The organism is Microbacterium sp. NPDC056052, assembly GCF_042266785.1.
Classification (GTDB): domain Bacteria; phylum Actinomycetota; class Actinomycetes; order Actinomycetales; family Microbacteriaceae; genus Microbacterium.
In genome coordinates, this window is record NZ_JBHJWV010000007.1 from 204,628 (window position 1) to 222,250 (window position 17,623).

General features: G+C 69.6%; 17 protein-coding genes. 4 read left to right on the plus strand and 13 right to left on the minus strand.

What is annotated here, in order from left to right:
* Positions 1-7 precede the first annotated feature (7 nt).
* On the minus strand, positions 8-478 hold the full coding sequence (locus ACFC1J_RS14810; protein WP_375907520.1) for a hypothetical protein: 471 nt from the start codon (positions 476-478) through the stop codon (positions 8-10).
* Between the two features lie 211 nt (positions 479-689).
* Between ACFC1J_RS14810 and ACFC1J_RS14815 the strand changes: the two genes are divergently transcribed.
* Positions 690-1,121 carry a MepB family protein gene (locus ACFC1J_RS14815; protein ID WP_375907523.1) on the plus strand — a complete coding sequence of 144 codons (432 nt, stop codon included), beginning with the start codon at positions 690-692 and terminating at the stop codon, positions 1,119-1,121.
* Positions 1,122-1,123: 2 nt separating this feature from the next.
* Here the strand turns inward: ACFC1J_RS14815 and ACFC1J_RS14820 are convergent, their stop codons facing one another.
* From ACFC1J_RS14820 to ACFC1J_RS14875, 12 genes are all read right to left on the minus strand, one after another.
* The gene (locus ACFC1J_RS14820; protein ID WP_375907526.1) at positions 1,124-1,981 is read right to left on the minus strand and encodes a transposase; all 858 of its coding nucleotides are present in this window, start codon (positions 1,979-1,981) and stop codon (positions 1,124-1,126) included.
* A 16-nt stretch (positions 1,982-1,997) separates the two neighbouring features.
* The gene (locus tag ACFC1J_RS14825) at positions 1,998-2,309 is read right to left on the minus strand and encodes a hypothetical protein (protein ID WP_375907529.1); all 312 of its coding nucleotides are present in this window, start codon (positions 2,307-2,309) and stop codon (positions 1,998-2,000) included.
* Between the two features lie 196 nt (positions 2,310-2,505).
* Positions 2,506-3,972, minus strand: a complete 1,467-nt coding sequence (locus ACFC1J_RS14830) for an NAD(P)/FAD-dependent oxidoreductase (RefSeq protein ID WP_375907532.1) — start codon at positions 3,970-3,972, stop codon at positions 2,506-2,508.
* A 13-nt stretch (positions 3,973-3,985) separates the two neighbouring features.
* Positions 3,986-5,299 (minus strand): S8 family serine peptidase, encoded by a 1,314-nt coding sequence (locus tag ACFC1J_RS14835; RefSeq protein ID WP_375907534.1) that lies wholly within the window; start codon positions 5,297-5,299, stop codon positions 3,986-3,988.
* 10 nt (positions 5,300-5,309) lie between these two features.
* The gene (locus tag ACFC1J_RS14840) at positions 5,310-5,831 is read right to left on the minus strand and encodes a DUF501 domain-containing protein (protein WP_375907536.1); all 522 of its coding nucleotides are present in this window, start codon (positions 5,829-5,831) and stop codon (positions 5,310-5,312) included.
* Between the two features lie 34 nt (positions 5,832-5,865).
* Positions 5,866-6,381 carry a septum formation initiator family protein gene (locus tag ACFC1J_RS14845; protein ID WP_375907538.1) on the minus strand — a complete coding sequence of 172 codons (516 nt, stop codon included), beginning with the start codon at positions 6,379-6,381 and terminating at the stop codon, positions 5,866-5,868.
* 68 nt (positions 6,382-6,449) lie between these two features.
* The gene (eno, locus tag ACFC1J_RS14850) at positions 6,450-7,730 is read right to left on the minus strand and encodes a phosphopyruvate hydratase (protein WP_375907541.1); all 1,281 of its coding nucleotides are present in this window, start codon (positions 7,728-7,730) and stop codon (positions 6,450-6,452) included.
* A gap of 160 nt (positions 7,731-7,890) precedes the next feature.
* The gene (locus ACFC1J_RS14855; RefSeq protein ID WP_375907543.1) at positions 7,891-9,003 is read right to left on the minus strand and encodes a substrate-binding domain-containing protein; all 1,113 of its coding nucleotides are present in this window, start codon (positions 9,001-9,003) and stop codon (positions 7,891-7,893) included.
* Positions 9,004-9,077: 74 nt separating this feature from the next.
* The gene (mmsB, locus tag ACFC1J_RS14860; RefSeq protein ID WP_375907546.1) at positions 9,078-10,406 is read right to left on the minus strand and encodes a multiple monosaccharide ABC transporter permease; all 1,329 of its coding nucleotides are present in this window, start codon (positions 10,404-10,406) and stop codon (positions 9,078-9,080) included.
* Entirely contained in the window at positions 10,403-11,923 is a 1,521-nt protein-coding gene (gene mmsA, locus ACFC1J_RS14865; protein WP_375907769.1) for a multiple monosaccharide ABC transporter ATP-binding protein, read from the minus strand. Before mmsA ends, mmsB begins: the two co-directional genes overlap by 4 nt.
* Before the next feature lie 163 nt (positions 11,924-12,086).
* Positions 12,087-13,073, minus strand: coding sequence for a LacI family DNA-binding transcriptional regulator (locus ACFC1J_RS14870; RefSeq protein ID WP_375907772.1), 987 nt, complete (start codon positions 13,071-13,073; stop codon positions 12,087-12,089).
* A 51-nt stretch (positions 13,074-13,124) separates the two neighbouring features.
* Positions 13,125-14,126 (minus strand): LacI family DNA-binding transcriptional regulator, encoded by a 1,002-nt coding sequence (locus ACFC1J_RS14875; protein ID WP_375907549.1) that lies wholly within the window; start codon positions 14,124-14,126, stop codon positions 13,125-13,127.
* Between the two features lie 78 nt (positions 14,127-14,204).
* Here ACFC1J_RS14875 and ACFC1J_RS14880 point away from each other — a divergent pair, with 78 nt between their 5' ends.
* The 3 genes from ACFC1J_RS14880 to ACFC1J_RS14890 all read left to right on the plus strand — a co-directional run bounded on the left by ACFC1J_RS14880 (position 14,205) and on the right by ACFC1J_RS14890 (position 17,612).
* Entirely contained in the window at positions 14,205-15,248 is a 1,044-nt protein-coding gene (locus ACFC1J_RS14880; RefSeq protein WP_375907552.1) for an alpha/beta hydrolase, read from the plus strand.
* The gene (locus ACFC1J_RS14885; RefSeq protein WP_375907555.1) at positions 15,245-16,240 is read left to right on the plus strand and encodes an alpha/beta hydrolase; all 996 of its coding nucleotides are present in this window, start codon (positions 15,245-15,247) and stop codon (positions 16,238-16,240) included. The genes ACFC1J_RS14880 and ACFC1J_RS14885 overlap by 4 nt, the downstream gene beginning before the upstream one ends.
* Before the next feature lie 94 nt (positions 16,241-16,334).
* Complete coding sequence (locus ACFC1J_RS14890; protein WP_375907558.1) at positions 16,335-17,612, plus strand: MFS transporter; 1,278 nt, start codon at positions 16,335-16,337, stop codon at positions 17,610-17,612.
* The last annotated feature ends 11 nt before the right edge of the window (positions 17,613-17,623 follow it).

A 17,623-nucleotide genomic window follows, 5' to 3' on the forward strand; every position in this document is an offset into this window, starting at 1 on the left:
CAGTCCACTACTGAGCAGTCTGTTCCGATGCGAATGCTCGTTTTGTGCCGGGTAGTAGGAGGAGAACGAGCGTGGCGACGGTGATGGGCAGGGGAAGCAAGTAGGGGATGGCTTCGAACCGGCTGTGCCCAAACAGGACGGTCGGCAATGCAACCCAGAGCACGAAAAGGCCGGGCAGAAGCGTGAGCGCCACGAACGTGGTTGCTGCTCTGCGGGCTCTGCTTTTGAGGATCCGCGGGATCAGGACGGCGCAACCGATGCCACCCGCCAAAGCGAAGGCGCCGAGGAAGACAAGGACTGGCACCATCAGCGTCTCCATCCCCGTTGCCGTCACTGCCGAGATCCTCACCCAGACGGCAAAGACCAGCCCGACGACCGCGACCAAACCGACCATTGCTGCGACGGCGATAAGCCTGCCATCCGAGGGAGCGACCGGCGCCGTGAATCGCGACGCCGCGGGCAACATCGTCAGCGACACGGCCGCCCCCGGCGACAACACCTGGTCGATCGGCGACCGCCTGCACGAACGGCCTCATGATCGGGCGGTACAACCACGTCGGCACCGACCCAGGCGACCACACCCTCCAGCCGGGCGAGACCATGGTGATCCGCCCCGACATGAACGTCGAATGGGTGCCCGCCCGCTGACGTCCACCACGGCTCCGCGCGAGGCGCGATATCTTGGCAGGATGCGGTTCCCTGCGTTCGAGACCTTCGCGGCCTCCCGGCGGATGCCTGTCGCGGTGACTCCGGCGGCGCAGAACAGCGACTACGAGTCGGGAGTCGCCCGAATCGGAGACAAGACGTGGCACATCCGGACGGCGCGGAACACTCCCACCAAGCCGGGCGCCTTCGTCGCCTTCTGGCAGCGGGATGCCGGCGGTTCCACGGCGCCTTTCGGTGACGACGACCCCACCGCAGGACTGTATGTCTTCGTGGAGCAGCAGGGCCGCCGCGGCGTGTTCCGGTTCACCAGCGCACACCTCGCAGAGCTCGGCATCACCTCGGGCAAGCGCCCTGGCAAGCGCGGATTCCGGGTGTACCCGAGCTGGTGCGAGGGGCTCAACGCCCAGGCCACGGCGACGCAGCGCGCTCAGGGATCCGCGTTCGAGGAGTATTGAGATCAGGCTGAGTCGTCGGTCAGCCGGCCCAGGGCACGTCGTGCCGCCTCCACCGCCTTCTCCGTCGTTGCGGCGTGGTCGGCGGCCTGCGCCTGACGATCCTCGGCGGTCGTCGCCTCGTCACGAGCGGCACTGACCACCGTTCTGGCCGCGGAGAGCTCGGCTTCGAGCCGGGCGACCCGGGCCTCCGCCTGCACGGCGCGATTCGCTGCGTCGCGCACGTCCCGATCCGCCGCGGCGAGATCCCGGCCGGCGCGGGCGTGCGCCTGCTCGGCATCGTGGAGCGCGCTCTGCGCCTTCCTCAGCTCGCGCCGCGCCTTCACCTCGTCCACGGGCACGGGCGGTACCTCCGGGGCGTGCGGCGCGCCGCCTCCGACAACCTTTTCCAGGTCGAGCGGCGACTCGGCGGCAGGTTCGAGTTCGTGTACGAGCCGGCCGGATGCGACGGCCGCGGCCGCAGTCGCATCGAAGAACGCGGCCGTGATCGTCTGCCGGACCGCTTCGAGGGTCGCAGCCGTGACCCTCTGACCGCGCGCCGTCGCCAGCGCGACAGCATCGGCCGCGAGCCGGTTCGTCAGGGCACGGCGTTCGCGGGTGAGGCGGGCGAGCGTCACCGCGTCGACATCGGCCTGCGCCTCCCTGAGCTCGTCCGCCAGGCGCAGCGCTTCGCCGAGCTGCTGCGCGCGCTCGCGGGCGAACACGTTCACGACCCAGGCGGAGACGCTCGGCTTGCGCAGCGCCCTGATCCGCGCGGCGAGATCGGCATCGTCCGTCTCCTTCGCGCGCGCATTCCGGGAGGACACGAAGTCGCCCGGCGGCCCTGCGTACAGGTCCGCCGCGATCGTCTCGAGGTCGGTCACGGTTCCTCCCGTCCGGTCATTCGCCCTTCTCCGCGCCATCAACGAGGCCGGGCTCCAGCCAGACGGCGTTCCAGTCCAGGATCCGCGGGTCGGCGAGGCCCTCGGTCACGAACGGATCCGCGGCGATGAAGCGCTCCGCGTCCTCGCGTGACGAGAAGACGCCCATCGATCCGGCGGCGGGGTCCGGCGTCGCAAACGGGCCGAGCGCGATCAGACCACTGTCCGTCTCGTGGAAGGCCCGGTAGTACGCCTGATGACGCGGGAAGACCTCAAGAATCCGGACGCGATCGACGCCGTCGCGCAGACGATACAGGACCACGACGTTCATCGTTCCGCCCCCGCAGCGCGGGAGGCCCGGCGGTGCAGCGGGTTGACGTGGATGCGTTCCTGCGACATGGGTGCCTCCCGGATCCGAGCGCGGCGTTCGCGCGCCACGATAGCATCGGCGCCGATTCGAGCCGTGAACGACGAACGCCCCCGGGATCCGCGCTCGTGAGCGGAATCCGGGGGCGTCCGGGAGAGCCTTACTTGGCTGCGGCCTCGGCGGGCTTCTTCGCAGCGGCCGGGCGCTGGGCCGCGGCAGTCTTGCTCGCGGCCGGCGCTGCGGCGGCTGCGGGCGCCGGTGCGGCGTCCACGGCCGGACGCGGACGCGCGGCGAACTCCTCGAACACCGCACGCGGCGTCTGCATCGCCTCGAGACCGACGATGTCGCGACCGAGCCAGAGGTTGTTCCACCAACCCCACAGCACGCGGAACTTGCGCTCCCAGGACGGCATCGCCAGGCCGTGGTAGCCGCGGTGCGCGACCCAGGCCACGAAGCCCTTGAGCGCGAGCTTGCCGGACTGGAAGACGCCGTTGTAGAGGCCGAGGCCCGCCACGGCGCCGAGGTTCTTGTGGAAGTAGTCCTTGGGCGTCTCACCGCGCAGCACCGCGACGAGGTTCTTCGCGAGCAGCTTGGCCTGACGGACGGCGTGCTGCGCGTTGGGCACGCACATGCCGCCGACGCCGCCGCCAGACAGGTCGGGGACGGCCGAGACGTCACCGGCGGCCCATGCGCCCTCGACGAACGCCTCGGGGGTGCCCACGCGCAGGTCGGCGCGGGTCTGGATGCGTCCGCGCTCCTCGACGGGGAGGTCGCCGCCGCGCACGACGGTGGGGTTGGCCATGACGCCGGCAGTCCAGACGATGAGGTCGGACGGGATGACCTCGCCGGTGGACAGCTCCACGTTGCCGTCGACGGCGCCCTTGACCTGGGTGTCCAGGTGCACGTTCGCGCCGCGCTTGGCCAGGTCCTTGAGCACCCACTCGCTGGTCTTCAGCGAGACCTCGGGCATGATCCGGCCCATCGCCTCGATGAGGTGGAAGTGCGTGTCATCGAACGACAGCTGCGGGTACTTCGCGATGAGCGAGGAAGCGAACGAGCGGAGCTCGGCGAACGCCTCGATGCCGGCGAACCCGCCGCCGACGACGACGACCGTGAGCAGGCGGTCCCGCTCGGGCCCGGCCGGGATGGAGGCGGCCTTGTCGAAGTTCGACAGCAGCTTGTCGCGGACGGCGACGGCCTCTTCGATGGTCTTGAGCCCGATCGCGTTGTCGGCGATGCCGGGGATCGGGAAGGTGCGCGAGACGGCTCCCGCGGTCACGACGATCTGGTCGTACGCGAATTCGTACGGCTCGCCCATGGCCGGCGCGATCGTGGCGACCTTGTTGGCGTGGTCGATGCCGGTGACCTTGGCCGTCACCACGTTCGTGCGCTTCAGGTGGCGGCGGTGCGCGACGACCGCGTGCCGCGGCTCGATCGAGCCGGCGGCGACCTCCGGCAGGAAGGGCTGGTAGGTCATGTACGGCAGCGGGTCCACCATCGTGACCTCGGCCTCACCCTTGCGGAGGTGCTTCTCCAGCTTCCACGCGGTGTAGAAGCCGGCGTAACCACCACCCACGATCAGGATCTTGGGCGCGGCAGCGCTCTTTGCCACGGTGCTCTCAGTCACGGAGGCTAACTCCTCAGTCATCGGGATTTTGGCGTGCAGATGCGCGCGCCGAACGGATGCGCCGGGCAGCAGCGGTGACGCCAAGCGCTATCAGGATACCAGGCACCGTGAGGGCTGTGAGCGGCAGGGTACCGTACAGCAGCGAATCGGGGCTGGGGATCAGCGGCGAGGTGGCCTTCGTCGGCGCGTCCGCGTGCGGAAGCGGCGGGATCGCGACCGGGGTCGACGTCGGCTGCGCGGGCTCAGGAGCCTGCGCCCTGCGGTGCAGTCGGATCCAGTCGGACAGGTCGCCGAGCGGGTTCTGATCCACCGCCGGCAGCGATGCGGACACCGCTGCGCCCGCATCGATGAGGCCGTAGCCGTACAGCGGATCGGGGTGCGCGGTGGCCTGGGGGGCGGGACGCGCGGTCTGGATGATCTGGTTGATCACGTTGTTCGCGTCCATGTCGGGATGCGCGGCGCGCACCAGGGCGACCACTCCCGCCACGATCGGGGCCGCGCCGCTGGTGCCGTTCCAGGTCTCGATCGAACCGTTCGCGTCGACGCCGAGCAGCGACTCGCTGGGCGCCGAGACGGCGATCGTAATCCCCTGCGTGGAGGCGGCCTTGCTGGCGATGCCGCGCTGATCCACTCCTCCGACCGCGAGCACGCCGGGGATCGTGGCAGGGGCGCCGACCATGGCCGTGCCGCTGCCGCGGTTCCCCGCCGCGACCACGACCACCACGTCGTGCTGGAAGGCGTAGAGGAACGCGTCGTCCCAGCTGCGGTCCCACTCCAGCGTGTTCGTCGTGAAGGACAGGTTGATCACGTTCGCGCCGTGATCGACCGCCCACTTCATCGCCTCCGCCACCTGCTTCGCGAAGGGCACGGGGGCCGTGGTGCCGAAGCCGAGCGAGATCGAGAGCAGCTTCGCGTCGGGCGCAACGCCGATCATGCCCGTGCCGTCAGCCTTGGGTCTGCCCGCGGCGAGCGAGGCGACCCGGGATCCGTGGTCGCTGTCGAGCGGACCGAGCGGGGTGCGCCCGTCCTCGGATCCGATGCCCGAGACGTCGGTGCCGTCGGTGACGGCGCCCTCGAACTGCGAGGGGCCCTTCGCGATGCCCGTGTCGATGACCGCGATCGTGACCCCCGCACCGCGCGTGGTCTTCCACGCCGCGTCGACATGGGCGCCCTCGAGCCAGTACTCGGCGGCGCGCTCGGGATCCGCGCTCGGCGTCGGGGTCGGAGTCGCCCCGATCACGAGCGGGGCCGCGAGCGCGAGGGCGAGCACCGCCACGACGGATCTGATCCGCCGTGCGTTCGGAGGGCGTGTGGTCGGCGAGGTCATCGGACTCGGATCAGCGCGCCCGCGCGGCTCCCGGCTCGACGCACTCGCAGCGCTCGGGCGACCAGCGGGCGCGGCGCAGCGCCTCGTCGCCGATCGGGTTGATGCCCTCCCCCGCGGCCAGTGCGTGGCCGGCCAGTGCGTGCAGGCATTTGACGCGCGCGGGCATGCCGCCCGCGGAGACTCCGGCGATCTCCGGCACGTCCCCGTACTGCACGCGGTCGGACAGGTAGGCCTGATGCGCCCGCAGGTACGCGGCGGCGGTGTCCTCGTCGTCCAGCAGCTCGGCGAGCTCCGGCATCACGTGCTCGGCCTCGAGAGTCGACATCGCGGCCGCGGCAGCCGGGTGGGTGAGGTAGTAGAACGTCGGGAACGGCGACCCGTCGGCCAGCCGCGGCAGCGTCGCGACGACCGTGGGGTTGCCGCAGGCGCAGCGCGCGGCGATACCGACGACTCCCCTGGCCTCGCGGCCGAGCTGTGCGGAGACGACCGCGATCTCGGCGTCGGTGGGCGGGGCGAAGGGGGGCGTGGTCACCCCTCCAGGGTACGTGGTCCGCCTGCGGGACGCCTCAGCGCGCGCCCGAGCCCGCGGCCGTCTTGGCGAGGCCCGCCCCGGTCACGCTCCGCAGCAGCTGGCCCGCCCAGTCCGAGGACTTCTCCTTCACGGTGTCGCTGACGGGGCCCTGTTCGACGGGCTGCGCCGCGGGGTCGATGTCATTGTCGATGAGGTAGACCACCTCGCCCGGCTTGACGTAGAACAGCCGTTCCCTGGCCTGCGCGGTGATGTACGCCGGATCGTTCCAGCGCTCGCGCTCCGCGGTGAGGGCGTCGATCTGCTTCTGCGTGACCTGGACGGAATGCTCGAGCGCTGCGATCCGCTGCCGCTGATCGAGGTAGGTGCCGAGCGTGGGCACAAGCACCCAGGCGCCGAGGATCACGAGAGAGAGCATGATCACCATGAACCCGCTGAGCCGGATGCCGCCAACCCAGCCGCGCGCGTCGACTGCGCGCTGCGCGCGCGCCCCGCGGCCGTTCGCCGGCCCGGCGGACGGAGATGACGAAGGAGGAGTCCGACGTGGTGTCATGACTCCTCCTTCGTGTCCGTCAGCGGCCTCTGGCCGATGACCAGACCCGCGATATGCGGTCGTACAGCTCAGCCCTTGAAGCGCGGGAAGGCGGAACGCCCGGCGAAGACCGCCGCGTCGCCCAGCTCCTCCTCGATGCGCAGAAGCTGATTGTACTTCGCGACGCGCTCCGACCGAGCGGGCGCGCCGCTCTTGATCTGGCCCGAGTTCACAGCGACGACGAGGTCGGCGATCGTGGTGTCCTCGGTCTCACCGGAGCGGTGCGAGAGCATCGTGGTGTAGCCGGAGCGGTGCGCGAGGTTGATCGCGTCGAGGGTCTCGGACAGCGTGCCGATCTGGTTCACCTTGACCAGCAGCGAGTTCGCGACGCCGAGGTCGATGCCCTTCTGCAGGCGCTCCGGGTTGGTCACGAACAGGTCGTCGCCGACCAGCTGGATCTGGGATCCGAGCTTCTCCGTGAGAGCCTTCCAGCCGTCCCAGTCGTCCTCGGCGAGGGCGTCCTCGATCGTGACGATCGGGAAGTCCTTGACCAGGCCCACGTAGTAGTCGGTGAGCGACGCGGCGTCCCAGTCCTTGTTGTCGAGGCGGTACACGCCCTCGTTGTAGAACTCGGTGGCGGCGGCGTCGAGGCCCAGCGCGATGTCGGTGCCCGGCGTGAAGCCGGCCTTCTCGATCGCCTTGACCAGGAACTCCAGGCCCTCGCGGTTGCTGGGCAGGTCGGGGGCGAAGCCGCCCTCGTCGCCGAGACCGGTGGCGAAGCCGGCGGCCTTGAGCTCGCCCTTGAGCACGTGGTAGACCTCGGTGCCCCAGCGCAGCGCCTCGGAGAAGCTGTCGGCGCCGATCGGAGCGAGGAAGAACTCCTGCATGTCGATGCCGTTGTCGGCGTGCGAGCCGCCGTTGATGACGTTGAACAGCGGCACGGGCAGCAGGTGCGCGTTGGGGCCGCCCAGGTAGCGGAACAGCGGCAGGTCGGCCGAGTCGGCGGCGGCCTTGGCGACCGCGAGGCTCACGCCCAGGATCGCGTTCGCCCCCACCCGGCTCTTGTTCTCGGTGCCGTCGACCTCGATGAGGATCTCGTCGATCACGCGCTGCTCGCTCGCCTCGACGCCCTCGATCGCGGGACCCAGCTCGTCGATGACCGCCTCGACGGCCTTCAGGACGCCCTTGCCGCCGTAACGGCTCTTGTCGCCGTCGCGCAGCTCGTACGCCTCGAACGCACCGGTGGACGCACCGGACGGGACGGCGGCGCGCTGCACGATGCCGTCGTCGAGGAGCACCTCCACCTCGACGGTCGGGTTGCCACGGGAGTCGAGAATCTCGCGTGCGCCTACAGCCTCGATCAGTGCCACAGAGTGCTCCTTGTTCAAGAGGGAAGTGGGGTGGTGGAGCGACGTCGATCCGCCGCCCAGTCTAGTCGGAGCCGCCCTCGCGGCGCAGACGATGAAGCGCCGCACGCATGCGGCGAAGGGCCGCGCGGATGCGTCCGCGCGGCCCTTCGGGGATTCGTGCTTACTTGTAGGACTTCACGACCTCGAGCAGGTTCGGGACGTTGGCGTACGCCTCGGCGGCGTTGTCCTTGGTCACGATGACCGGTGCGAGCAGGAACGACGGGACGACCTTGACGCCGTTGTTGTACGACTTGGTGTCGTTGACGTCGGCCTTGTCGCCCTTCTGCAGCTCCTGCGCCATCTTGATCGCCTGGGCGACGAGCAGCGTGGTGTCCTTGTTGATCGTGGAGTACTGCACGCCCTCCATGATCGACTTCACGGACTCGACCTCGGAGTCCTGACCGGTGACCACCGGGACGGTCTTGCCGGCCTGCTGCACCGAGGTGATGATCGCGCGGGCGAGGGTGTCGTTCGGGCTCAGCACGCCGTCGAGCGCCGCCGAGCTGTAGCTGGAGGTGAGCAGCGAGTCCATGCGGCGCTGCGCGTTCTCCGCCTTCCAGCCGTCGGTCGCCGTCTGGGTGATCTCGGTCTGACCCGAGACGACCTTGAGCGTGCCGTCCTTGATCTTCGGCTCGAGCACGTCCATCGCACCCTTGAAGAAGACCGCCGAGTTGGCGTCGTCCGCGGATCCGGAGAACAGCTCGATGTTGTACGGCGCCGGGTGGCCCGCGCGCTTGGCGAGGCCGTCGAGCAGTGCCTGGCCCTGCAGCTGGCCGACCTTGAAGTTATCGAACGCGACGTAGTAGTCCACGGCGTCGGTGTTCTCGATCAGGCGGTCGTAGGCGATGACGGTCGCGCCGGCGTCGTGCGCGGCCTTGACCTGGGTGGACAGCTGCTTGCCGTCCTTCGCCCCGATGATGATGACCTTCGCACCGCCGGTGACCATGGCCTGGATCTGGTTCTGCTGCTCGGCGACCGTGTTGCTGGCCGGCGCGTACTGCACGTCGGGCTTGAAGCCCGCCTTGGTCAGGCCGTCGGTGAACAGCTTGCCCGCGAGCACCCAGTTCTCACTGGTCTTGTCCGGCAGGGCGACACCGATCTTGGCGTCGGCGGCGAAACCCTTCGCTGCGGCGCCGCTCGAGGCGGGGGTTCCGCCGCGCTCGGACGAGCAGCCGGTGAGGGCGAACGCACCCGCGACGACGACCGCTGTCGCCGAAAGGAGGATCTTCTTCATTGGGATCTCTTTCTCTCTTGGTATGTGCATCTCAGGTGAATGCAGGATCGTGCCGCGAACGGCGCGGACCTCTTTTACTTGCCGCTCGCGGTGCCGGGAGCGGTGGTGGCGAACGGTTCCTCCGCGCGGGAGAACCGTCGGGTGATGAAGCCGGTCAGGGAGGGACGGCCCTGCTGCTTGTTCCAGACGTCGACGGCGACCGCGAGCAGCAGCACGAGGCCCTTGACCATCGAAACCACGTCGGCACCGAACCCGAGGAGGGCCATGCCGTTGTTGAGGAAGGCCATGACCAGACCACCGATGATGGATCCGATCACGGTGCCGATGCCGCCGGAGACGGCGGCGCCGCCGATGAACACCGCGGCGATCGCGTCGAGTTCCCAGCCGTTGCCGTCCTGGGGGCCCGAGGCGGTGGCACGGGCGACGTAGATCATCGCCGCCACCGAGGCGAGCACCGACATGTTCATCATCACGAAGAAGTCGGTCCAGCGGTCCTTCACACCGCTCAGGCGCGCGGCCTGGCGGTTCCCGCCGACCGCGTACAGGTGGCGGCCGAACACGGTGTTGCGGGTGACGAACGTGTAGACGATCACCAGGACCAGCAGGATCACGCCCGAGACCGGGAAGCTCGTCCCCGGCCGACCGGTCGCGAACAGCCATCCGGCCACGAGGATCAGGGCGGACAGGATGACGACCTTGACGACGCTCACCCAGACCGGGGCCACGTCGGTGCCGGCCTTGCGCTGCGAGCGACGCAGGAAGCCCTCGAAGACGACGACCCACACGACGGCCAGGAGCGCGAGCAGCATGGTGAGGAAGTTGAACGGAACGGCGATCGGCAACTCGGGCAGGTAGCCGGCGCCGATGTACTGGAACTCCGCGGGGACCGCGACGGACGTGGATTGGCCGACCCACTGGTTCGCGCCACGGAAGAACAGCATGCCCGCCAGGGTCACGATGAACGCCGGGACGCCCACGAACGCGACCCAGAAGCCCTGCCAGGCTCCGACCAGCACGCCGAGCGCCAGGCCCAGCAGGATGGCGCCCCACCACGGGAAGTGCCAGTCCGCCATCGACTTGGCGACCACGATGCCGACGAACGCGGCGACCGAGCCGACCGAGAGGTCGATGTGCCCCATGATGATGACCATCACCATGCCGATCGCGAGGATCAGGATGTAGGAGTACTGGTTGACGACGTTGATCAGGTTGCCGGGCGACAGCGTCAGGCCGCCGGTCCAGAACTGGAAGATGAGGATGATCACGACCAGAGAGCCGAGGATGCCGAACTGGCGGAGCGTGGACTGACCGCCGCCCATCATCTTGGAGATGTCGCGGAAGCGGAAGCCCTCGTCCGGCGCCGGAGTGGTCGTCGGAGGGGTCGGGGTGGTCGTGGTGCTCATGCGGACGCCTTCTGGTTGAGGGAGGTCATGCTGCGCATGAGCGCCTCCGGGGTGGCTTCGGATGCCGGGAGGCAGTCGGTGACCCGCCCCTCGAACACGGTGTAGATGCGGTCGGACATGCCGAGCAGCTCTGGCAGCTCGCTGGAGATGACGATGACGCCCTTCCCCTGGGCCGCGAGCTCGTTGATGATGCCGTAGATCTCGTACTTGGCGCCGACGTCGATGCCGCGCGTGGGCTCGTCCAGGATCAGCAGATCCGGATCCGTGAACATCCACTTCGCCAGCACGACCTTCTGCTGGTTGCCGCCGGAGAGCGTGCCGACGCCCTGATCCACGGTCGGGGTCTTGATCCGCAGGGACTTGCGGTAGCGCTCCGCGACCTGCGCCTCCTCGATGTCGTTGACGACGCCGTGGCGGGCGATCTTGGAGAGCTTGGCCGAGACGATCGAGCGCTTGATCGTGTCGAGCAGGTTGAGGCCCAGCACCTTGCGGTCCTCGCTCACGTAGGCGAGGCCGTGCCTGATCGCGCTGTGGACGTCGGGGAGGGAGATCTCCCTGCCGTCCTTGATGATCGTGCCGGAGAGGAACTGTCCGTAGGAGCGCCCGAAGATGCTCATCGCGAACTCGGTGCGCCCCGCGCCCATGAGCCCGGCGATGCCGACGACCTCGCCGCGGCGCACCTCGATGCTGGACCCCTTGACGACCATGCGCTCGGCGACCGACGGGTGGCGCACCCACCAGTCCTTGACCTCGAAGAACACGTCCCCGATCTCCGGGGTGCGATCGGGATAGCGGCTCTCCAGCGAGCGGCCGACCATACCGCGGATGATGCGGTCCTCGTTGATCTCGCCGCGGCCGACGTCGAGCGTCTCGACCGTGCGTCCATCGCGGATGATCGTGATCTCGTCGGCGATCTGCTCGATCTCGTTGAGCTTGTGGCTGATGATGATCGACGTGATCCCCTTGGCCTTCAGGCCCAGGATCAGGTCGAGCAGGTGCTGCGAGTCGTTCTCGTTCAGCGCCGCCGTGGGCTCGTCGAGGATCAGCAGCTTCACGTCCTTGTTGAGCGCCTTGGCGATCTCGATGAGCTGCTGCTTTCCGACACCGAGGTGCTTGACCGAGACATCAGGGTCTTCCTTGAGGCCGACGCGGGCGAGCAGCTCGACCGTGCGCTGCTTCTGCGCGGTCCAGTCGATGCGCGGACCGCGACGGATCTCGTTGCCGAGGAAGATGTTCTCGGTGATCGACAGCTCCGGGATCAGCGCGAGCTCCTGGTGAATGATCACGATTCCGGCATGCTCGCTCGCCGCGATGTCCTTGAAGCGCTGCTCCTGTCCGTAGAGCAGGATCTCGCCGTCATAGCTGCCGTACGGGTAGACGCCGGACAGCACCTTCATCAGCGTGGACTTGCCGGCGCCGTTCTCGCCGCAGATGGCGTGCACCTCTCCGGTGCGAACGGTGATCGACACGTCCGAGAGGGCTTTCACGCCCGGGAACTCCTTCGTGATGCTACGCATCTCGAGGATCGGTCCGGCCACGGTGGGCAGCGTCGTCGTCTCGCTCACGGATCTCCTTCGATACCAGGTCCGGTGATGTTACGTTCAATGTTACCGTTCACATCGGGTTACATCGTGCACGTGTGCTTCGACAGTGTCAAGTGTCGAAGCCGAATTCGTGTCCTTACCGTGACGCCGCGGATTCGCGGCCGCACAGCACCGGCACGACCGGCCCGAACGCGGGCACCTGATCTCCGCGCAGCTGTGCGAGCAGGATCCGCACCGCGCGCCGGCCGAGCTCGGCGAAGTCCTGGTGCACGGTCGTCAGCGGCGGGGCGACATGTGCCGCGACCGGAATGTCGTCGAAGCCCACGACGCTCACGTCGATCGGCACCCGCAGGCCCGCGTCGCGGAAGCCGTGCATGAGGCCGATCGCCATCAGATCGTTGGCCGCGAACACGGCTGTGAAGTCCCGCCTGCGGGCGAGCTCCTGGCCTGCGAAGTAGCCGAAGTCGGCGGTCCAGTCGCCGCGGATCGGTGGAATCGTCGGCAGGTCGGCATCGCGCATCGCGTCCAGATAGCCGCGCATGCGCGACTCCGCCTCGATCCAGTCCTGGGGGCCCGCGAGATGCAGGATGTCGCTGTGCCCGAGCCGGATCAGGTACTCGGTGATCATGCGGGCGCCGGCGAGCTGATCCGCGGAGTGACTGAAGCCGTCGGATCCCGAAGCCGTCTGCAGGCTGACGAACGGCACTGACACGGCCATCCCCCGCAGCACGTTGAAGACCCGCACCTGCGGCGCGAGCACGACGATCCCGTCGACCGCTTCCCGCACGAGCTGGCGCACCGCGGCGCCGATCGCCTCCGGCGTGGTATCCGGCAGATTCAGGGTGCTGACGGAGTAGCGCTCGGCGCGCGCCGCATCCTCGATCGCCGCGATCGAGGATGTCGGGCCGAACTCGCCGGTGGTCGCGGACAGGATCCCGAGCGTGTTCGACCGACTGGTGGCGAGCGCCCTCGCCGCGATGTTGGGCCGGTAGTCCAGCACGCGGATGGCGTCGAGCACCCGCTCCTTGGTCTCGGGGCGGATGCTGGGGTGGTCGTTCAGCACGCGGGAGACCGTCTGATGCGAGACACCCGCCAAGCGAGCGACGTCGCGGATGCTGGGCATCCGGGCACGCTCGGAGGAGGTCGACACGCAGAGCCTCCTCGATGTGCACGGTCACATGGATTTACCCATTATGGGGGCGGACGAGGATCCGCGCACGATGAGTTCCGGGCGGAGGCGCACCATCTCCGCGGACTGCCGCCCCGATGACACGATGCCCAGCAGCAGCTCGAGCCCTGTCCGGCCCGTCTCCTCGAGCGGCTGGCGCACGGTCGTCAGATCGAGCGCCTGCGCGAGGTCCCCGTCGTCGTAGCCGACCACCGCCAGCGCATGCAGCGCCGGATCGGATCGCGTCACCGCGAGCACCGCCGCCGCGAGCCGATCATGTCCGGCCACGATCGCCGTGCAGCCCTGTGCGGCCGCGCGGCGTACAGCCGCCGCCACATCGTCCGCCGTCGTGACCGGGAACCCGATCACCTCGCCGTGCTCCCCCAGCCCCTGGGCGCGCAGCATGCCGGCCGAGACGTACGCGGGCGAGCGCTGCACGTCGTGCACGAAGCAGAACCGCCGGTGGCCGCGCGCCGCGAGGTGCGCACCGATCTGGGCCCCGCCCTCCCTGTCGTCCACGAGCACGACAGGACCGTCCAGCGAGGCGTGCTCACGCGGAACGACGTCGACGTGGACGACCGGGATGCGCGCCGCCCTGCTCGCCCGCCGCGCGGCGCCGCCCAGCGGCACCCCCATGAGCACCAGCCCCGTCACGTCGGTGCGCACCGGCAGCGCATCCAGCAGCGGAGAGGGCGCACTGGCGGCGGAGGCGAGGTCGTACGGGATCACGTCGACCGCAGCGGTGCGGGCACGCGCCAGCATGCCGGCGAGCCGCCGCAGGTACGAAGGATAGGCCGTGAACGGCGCCGCCACGGCGACCCTGATCGCGCCGACCCGCCGTCCCGCCGTCATCCGGTAGCCGAGCTCCGTGGCCGCGGCGACGACGCGCTCCCGGGTCGCGGGCTTCACGCGGTGCGGGGCATTCACCACCAGGGACACCGTCGAGATGCTGACGCCTGCGCGCTCGGCGACATGGTAGATGGTCACGCTGCCCGGCCCTGCCCGCATGCCCGTCTCCTTCGGATCCGGCTTTCATCGAAGTTCTTCGATTGCGGACAATCGTTGCACATGCCAAGGAGGTCACCCATGCCGAAGCGCGGTTACCGTCGTCCCGCTGTCGATTCCCATGTCACCGCGTTCGAGGAGCGCGTCGCGCCGCTGCTGCAGCGCGAGCCGCGCCGAGCGGCCGACCGCCGCCGCGTCGCACAGGAGAACGATGCCCGGATGTGCGCCGCCCTCGGGATCGCACCGATCGACGTCGCCACCGCCGAGCACCGCGTCGCGGTCGACGGGCACCTCGCGGTGCGCGTGCGCGTCTACTGGCCGACGCCGGAGCCGGCGGAGCCCGGAGCGGGTCTGCCCGTGCTGCTGTACTTCTATGGCGGCGGCTTCACGATCGGCGGCATCGACTGGGTCTCCTGGGACGCCCGATTCCGCGAGCGCGCGCGGGATGCGGGGATCATCGTCGTCGCTGCCGACTACGCGCGCGCCCCCGAGGCGCGCTTCCCGACGCAGCCGGAGCAGTGCTGGAGCGCACTGGAGTGGGTGTTCGCGCACGCCGCGGAGCTCGGCGGCTCGCCGGAGCGCCTCGCCATCGGCGGTGCATCGTCCGGCGGCAATCTCGCGGCGGCGACGACGTTGCTGAACCGCGAACGCCGGTGCCGGCCGATCCGGTTGCAGCTTCTGGAGAACCCGGTCGTCGATCTCACCATGGGCCACGCCGACATGCGGGGGATCGGACCGAGCGTCCCCGGCGTCATCCTGCGTCGCATGGGCCGCCTGCTGGTGCGCCAGTACCTCGGCCCGCGGGGGCGCACGGCGAGGAATCCCCTCGCCTCCCCCATTCTCGCCACCTCGCACGCCGGACTGCCCCCCGCATGGATCTGCACGTCGGAGCTGGATCCACTTCGCGGGGACGGCGAGGCGTATGGGAGGGCGCTCGCGGTGGCCGGCGTGCCCGTGAGCATCGTGCGCTACATCGGCCAGACGCACACCTCGCTCGGCTGGGACCGATTCATCCCGGGAGCCGCCGAGGCGCGCCGTGCGGTGATCGCGCGGCTGCGCGCCCTGCACGACGGCGAGCCGGACCCGGCACTGGACTCCGCGCCCGCATCCACGGTGTCCGCATGACCGCCTTCGCCCCCGCCGACCCCGCGACGCTGCCCCTGGACGCGGCGGTCCGCGACTGGATGAGGCGGGTCGCCGAGCTGTCCTCAGGCCTGCCCCGGCTCGCCTCGCCCGATCCCGCCGTGCGGCGGGCGGCCGGGCTGCGACTGAGCGATCGGCTCGCCGCGGAGTTCGCCGACCCCGTCGCCCCCGGCGTCCTGATCGACGACATCGCGCTGTCCGGAGGCGCCGGGCCGCTGCGCGCGCGGCGATTCCGCCCCCGCGCGGCGGTGCCCCCCTTTCCCTCGCTCCTGTGGCTGCATGGCGGAGGGTTCGTCGGCGGCACGATCGACGAGATCCTGAACGACCGGCTGGGATCCGCGCTCGCGCTGCGGTCGGGCGTGCAGATCATCTCGCTCGAGTACCGCCTCGCTCCGGAGCATCCCTTCCCCGCCCCGGTCGACGACGCCGTGGCCGCGTTCGGACACGTGCGCGCCCACGCCGACCGGTTCGACGTCGACCCGCACCGTCTCGGGATCGGCGGAAACTCCGCCGGGGCGGCGATCGCGACCTCTGCCATGCTGCGGTTGCGCGACGGGGGCACCCGCGTGCACCACCAGGCGCTCGAGGTGCTCCCGGCGACGCTGCAGCCATACGGGCGATCTGCTGCGGAGTACCGCCACGGCTTCGGCTTGGATGACGCGCTCGAGGTCGCCGAGCTGTACCGCGCCGGGGCTCCTGACAGCGAGGCGTCTCCCCTGCTCGCCGCCGACCACCGGGATCTTCCGCCCGCGCTCCTGATGCTGGCCGAGTTCGATCCGCTGCGCGACGGCGGCCTCGCCTACGGCGAGCTGCTTCGCGCGGCCGGCGTACCGGTCACGGTGCATGTGGGGGCCGGGCACCTGCACGGCACCCCGGGCCTCACAGCACGGTGGCAGGGCGCGCGCGACTGGCAGCACGTCTTCGCAGACGAACTCGCGCGGGCCTACGGCACCGGGCATGCGGTCCCCGGCTGAGCTGCGCCGCCGGCCCCGCGCCTCGTCACCTGCCCACCCGCTCTGCGCCTCCGCCATGTCCATCCACCCTGTCCCTCCACCCGAAAGGACGACGATGTCCTCCCCCGCTTCCCGTACCCGCACTCCCGCGCTCGGCCCGGAGATCGCCGGATCCCCGCAGCCTCGTGGCTTCCTGACGCTGTTCGTGCTGAGCTGGTTCGGCATCAATCTGGTGCTGTCCACGCTCGGCAGCGCGGCGATCCCGAAGGCCTTCGCCTTCCTCGACGACGCGACCAAGGAGGTGAACCTGTCAATCACCACGGCCATCGGCGGCCTGGTCGTGATCGTCATCACACCGCTGTTCGGCCGGTTCAGCGACCGCACCATGTCGCGCCTCGGCGTCCGTCGGCCATGGATCCTCGGCGGTGCGGTCATCGGGCTCGTCGGCGTCGTCGTCCTGGCCGGAGCGACGGGATTGTGGGCGATCGTGGCGGGCTGGGTGATCGTGCAGATCGGGTTCGGCGCCACGAACGCCGCCGTGCACGCCCTGCTGGCCGACCAGATCCCCGGGCGGATCCGCGCACGCGTCTCGGGGATCGCCAGCGCCGGCGGCAGTCTTGCGCTGATCGTAGGCTCACAGATCGTGGCAGCGCTGCCGAACGACCAGCGGTGGGCCTGGTTCCTCGTGCCGGGCACGGTCGGTGCGCTGCTGTCGGCGCTGCTGTTCTTCCGCCTGCGCGACATCGTGCGCGTCGAGCGGCCCGCTCCGTGGAGCTGGCGCGATGTGCTCACCACCTACTGGCTGAGCCCTCGCGAATACCCCGACTTCTTCTGGGCCTTCCTGTGTCGCATGTTCGTGACGATGTCGATCTTCTCGGTCGCGACGTACCTGCTGTTCTTCATCATGGATCGCCTGGGCGTGGCGAAGGAGGAGGCCTCCGTTGTGCAGGCGACGAGCCTTCTCGTGTTCACGCTGTTCGGCCTGGTCACCACGGTCCTGTTCGGCTGGATCTCCGATCGGACCGGCCGGCGCAAGCCGATCATCTGGATCTCCTGCACCTTCTCCGTCGCGGGCCTCGTCGTCGCGATGTTCGCCCCGGACCAACCCGTCTTCCTGATCGCGCTCGCTCTCGTCGGGGCGGCGCAGGGAGCGTACGTCTCGGTGGATGTCGCGATGATGACCGAGGTGCTGCCGCACTTCCGCGATGCGGGGAAGGATCTCGGCATCGTGGCGCTCTCCTACCAGCTGCCGCAGTTCATCGTGCCGGTGATGGCGGTGCCGATACTCATGATCGGCGGGACGGGGCACAACTACACGGCCCTGCTGATCGCCGCGATCGTGTACGGGGTCATCGGCGGCCTCGCGGTCCTGCCGATCCGATCCGTGCGATAGCCCGGTACGCC

Bases quoted from the DNA above. Each gene is read 5' to 3' on its own strand.
- mmsA (WP_375907769.1), bottom strand. From the start codon at position 11,923: ATGCGTAGCATCACGAAGGAGTTCCCGGGCGTGAAAGCCCTCTCGGAC.
- ACFC1J_RS14880 (WP_375907552.1), top strand. From the start codon at position 14,205: ATGCCGAAGCGCGGTTACCGTCGTCCCGCTGTCGATTCCCATGTCACC.
- ACFC1J_RS14885 (WP_375907555.1), top strand. From the start codon at position 15,245: ATGACCGCCTTCGCCCCCGCCGACCCCGCGACGCTGCCCCTGGACGCG.
- ACFC1J_RS14855 (WP_375907543.1), bottom strand. From the start codon at position 9,003: ATGAAGAAGATCCTCCTTTCGGCGACAGCGGTCGTCGTCGCGGGTGCG.
- ACFC1J_RS14875 (WP_375907549.1), bottom strand. From the start codon at position 14,126: ATGCGGGCAGGGCCGGGCAGCGTGACCATCTACCATGTCGCCGAGCGC.
- ACFC1J_RS14870 (WP_375907772.1), bottom strand. From the start codon at position 13,073: ATGCCCAGCATCCGCGACGTCGCTCGCTTGGCGGGTGTCTCGCATCAG.
- ACFC1J_RS14845 (WP_375907538.1), bottom strand. From the start codon at position 6,381: ATGACACCACGTCGGACTCCTCCTTCGTCATCTCCGTCCGCCGGGCCG.
- ACFC1J_RS14815 (WP_375907523.1), top strand. From the start codon at position 690: ATGCGGTTCCCTGCGTTCGAGACCTTCGCGGCCTCCCGGCGGATGCCT.
- mmsB (WP_375907546.1), bottom strand. From the start codon at position 10,406: ATGAGCACCACGACCACCCCGACCCCTCCGACGACCACTCCGGCGCCG.
- ACFC1J_RS14835 (WP_375907534.1), bottom strand. From the start codon at position 5,299: ATGACCTCGCCGACCACACGCCCTCCGAACGCACGGCGGATCAGATCC.
- ACFC1J_RS14890 (WP_375907558.1), top strand. From the start codon at position 16,335: ATGTCCTCCCCCGCTTCCCGTACCCGCACTCCCGCGCTCGGCCCGGAG.
- ACFC1J_RS14825 (WP_375907529.1), bottom strand. From the start codon at position 2,309: ATGAACGTCGTGGTCCTGTATCGTCTGCGCGACGGCGTCGATCGCGTC.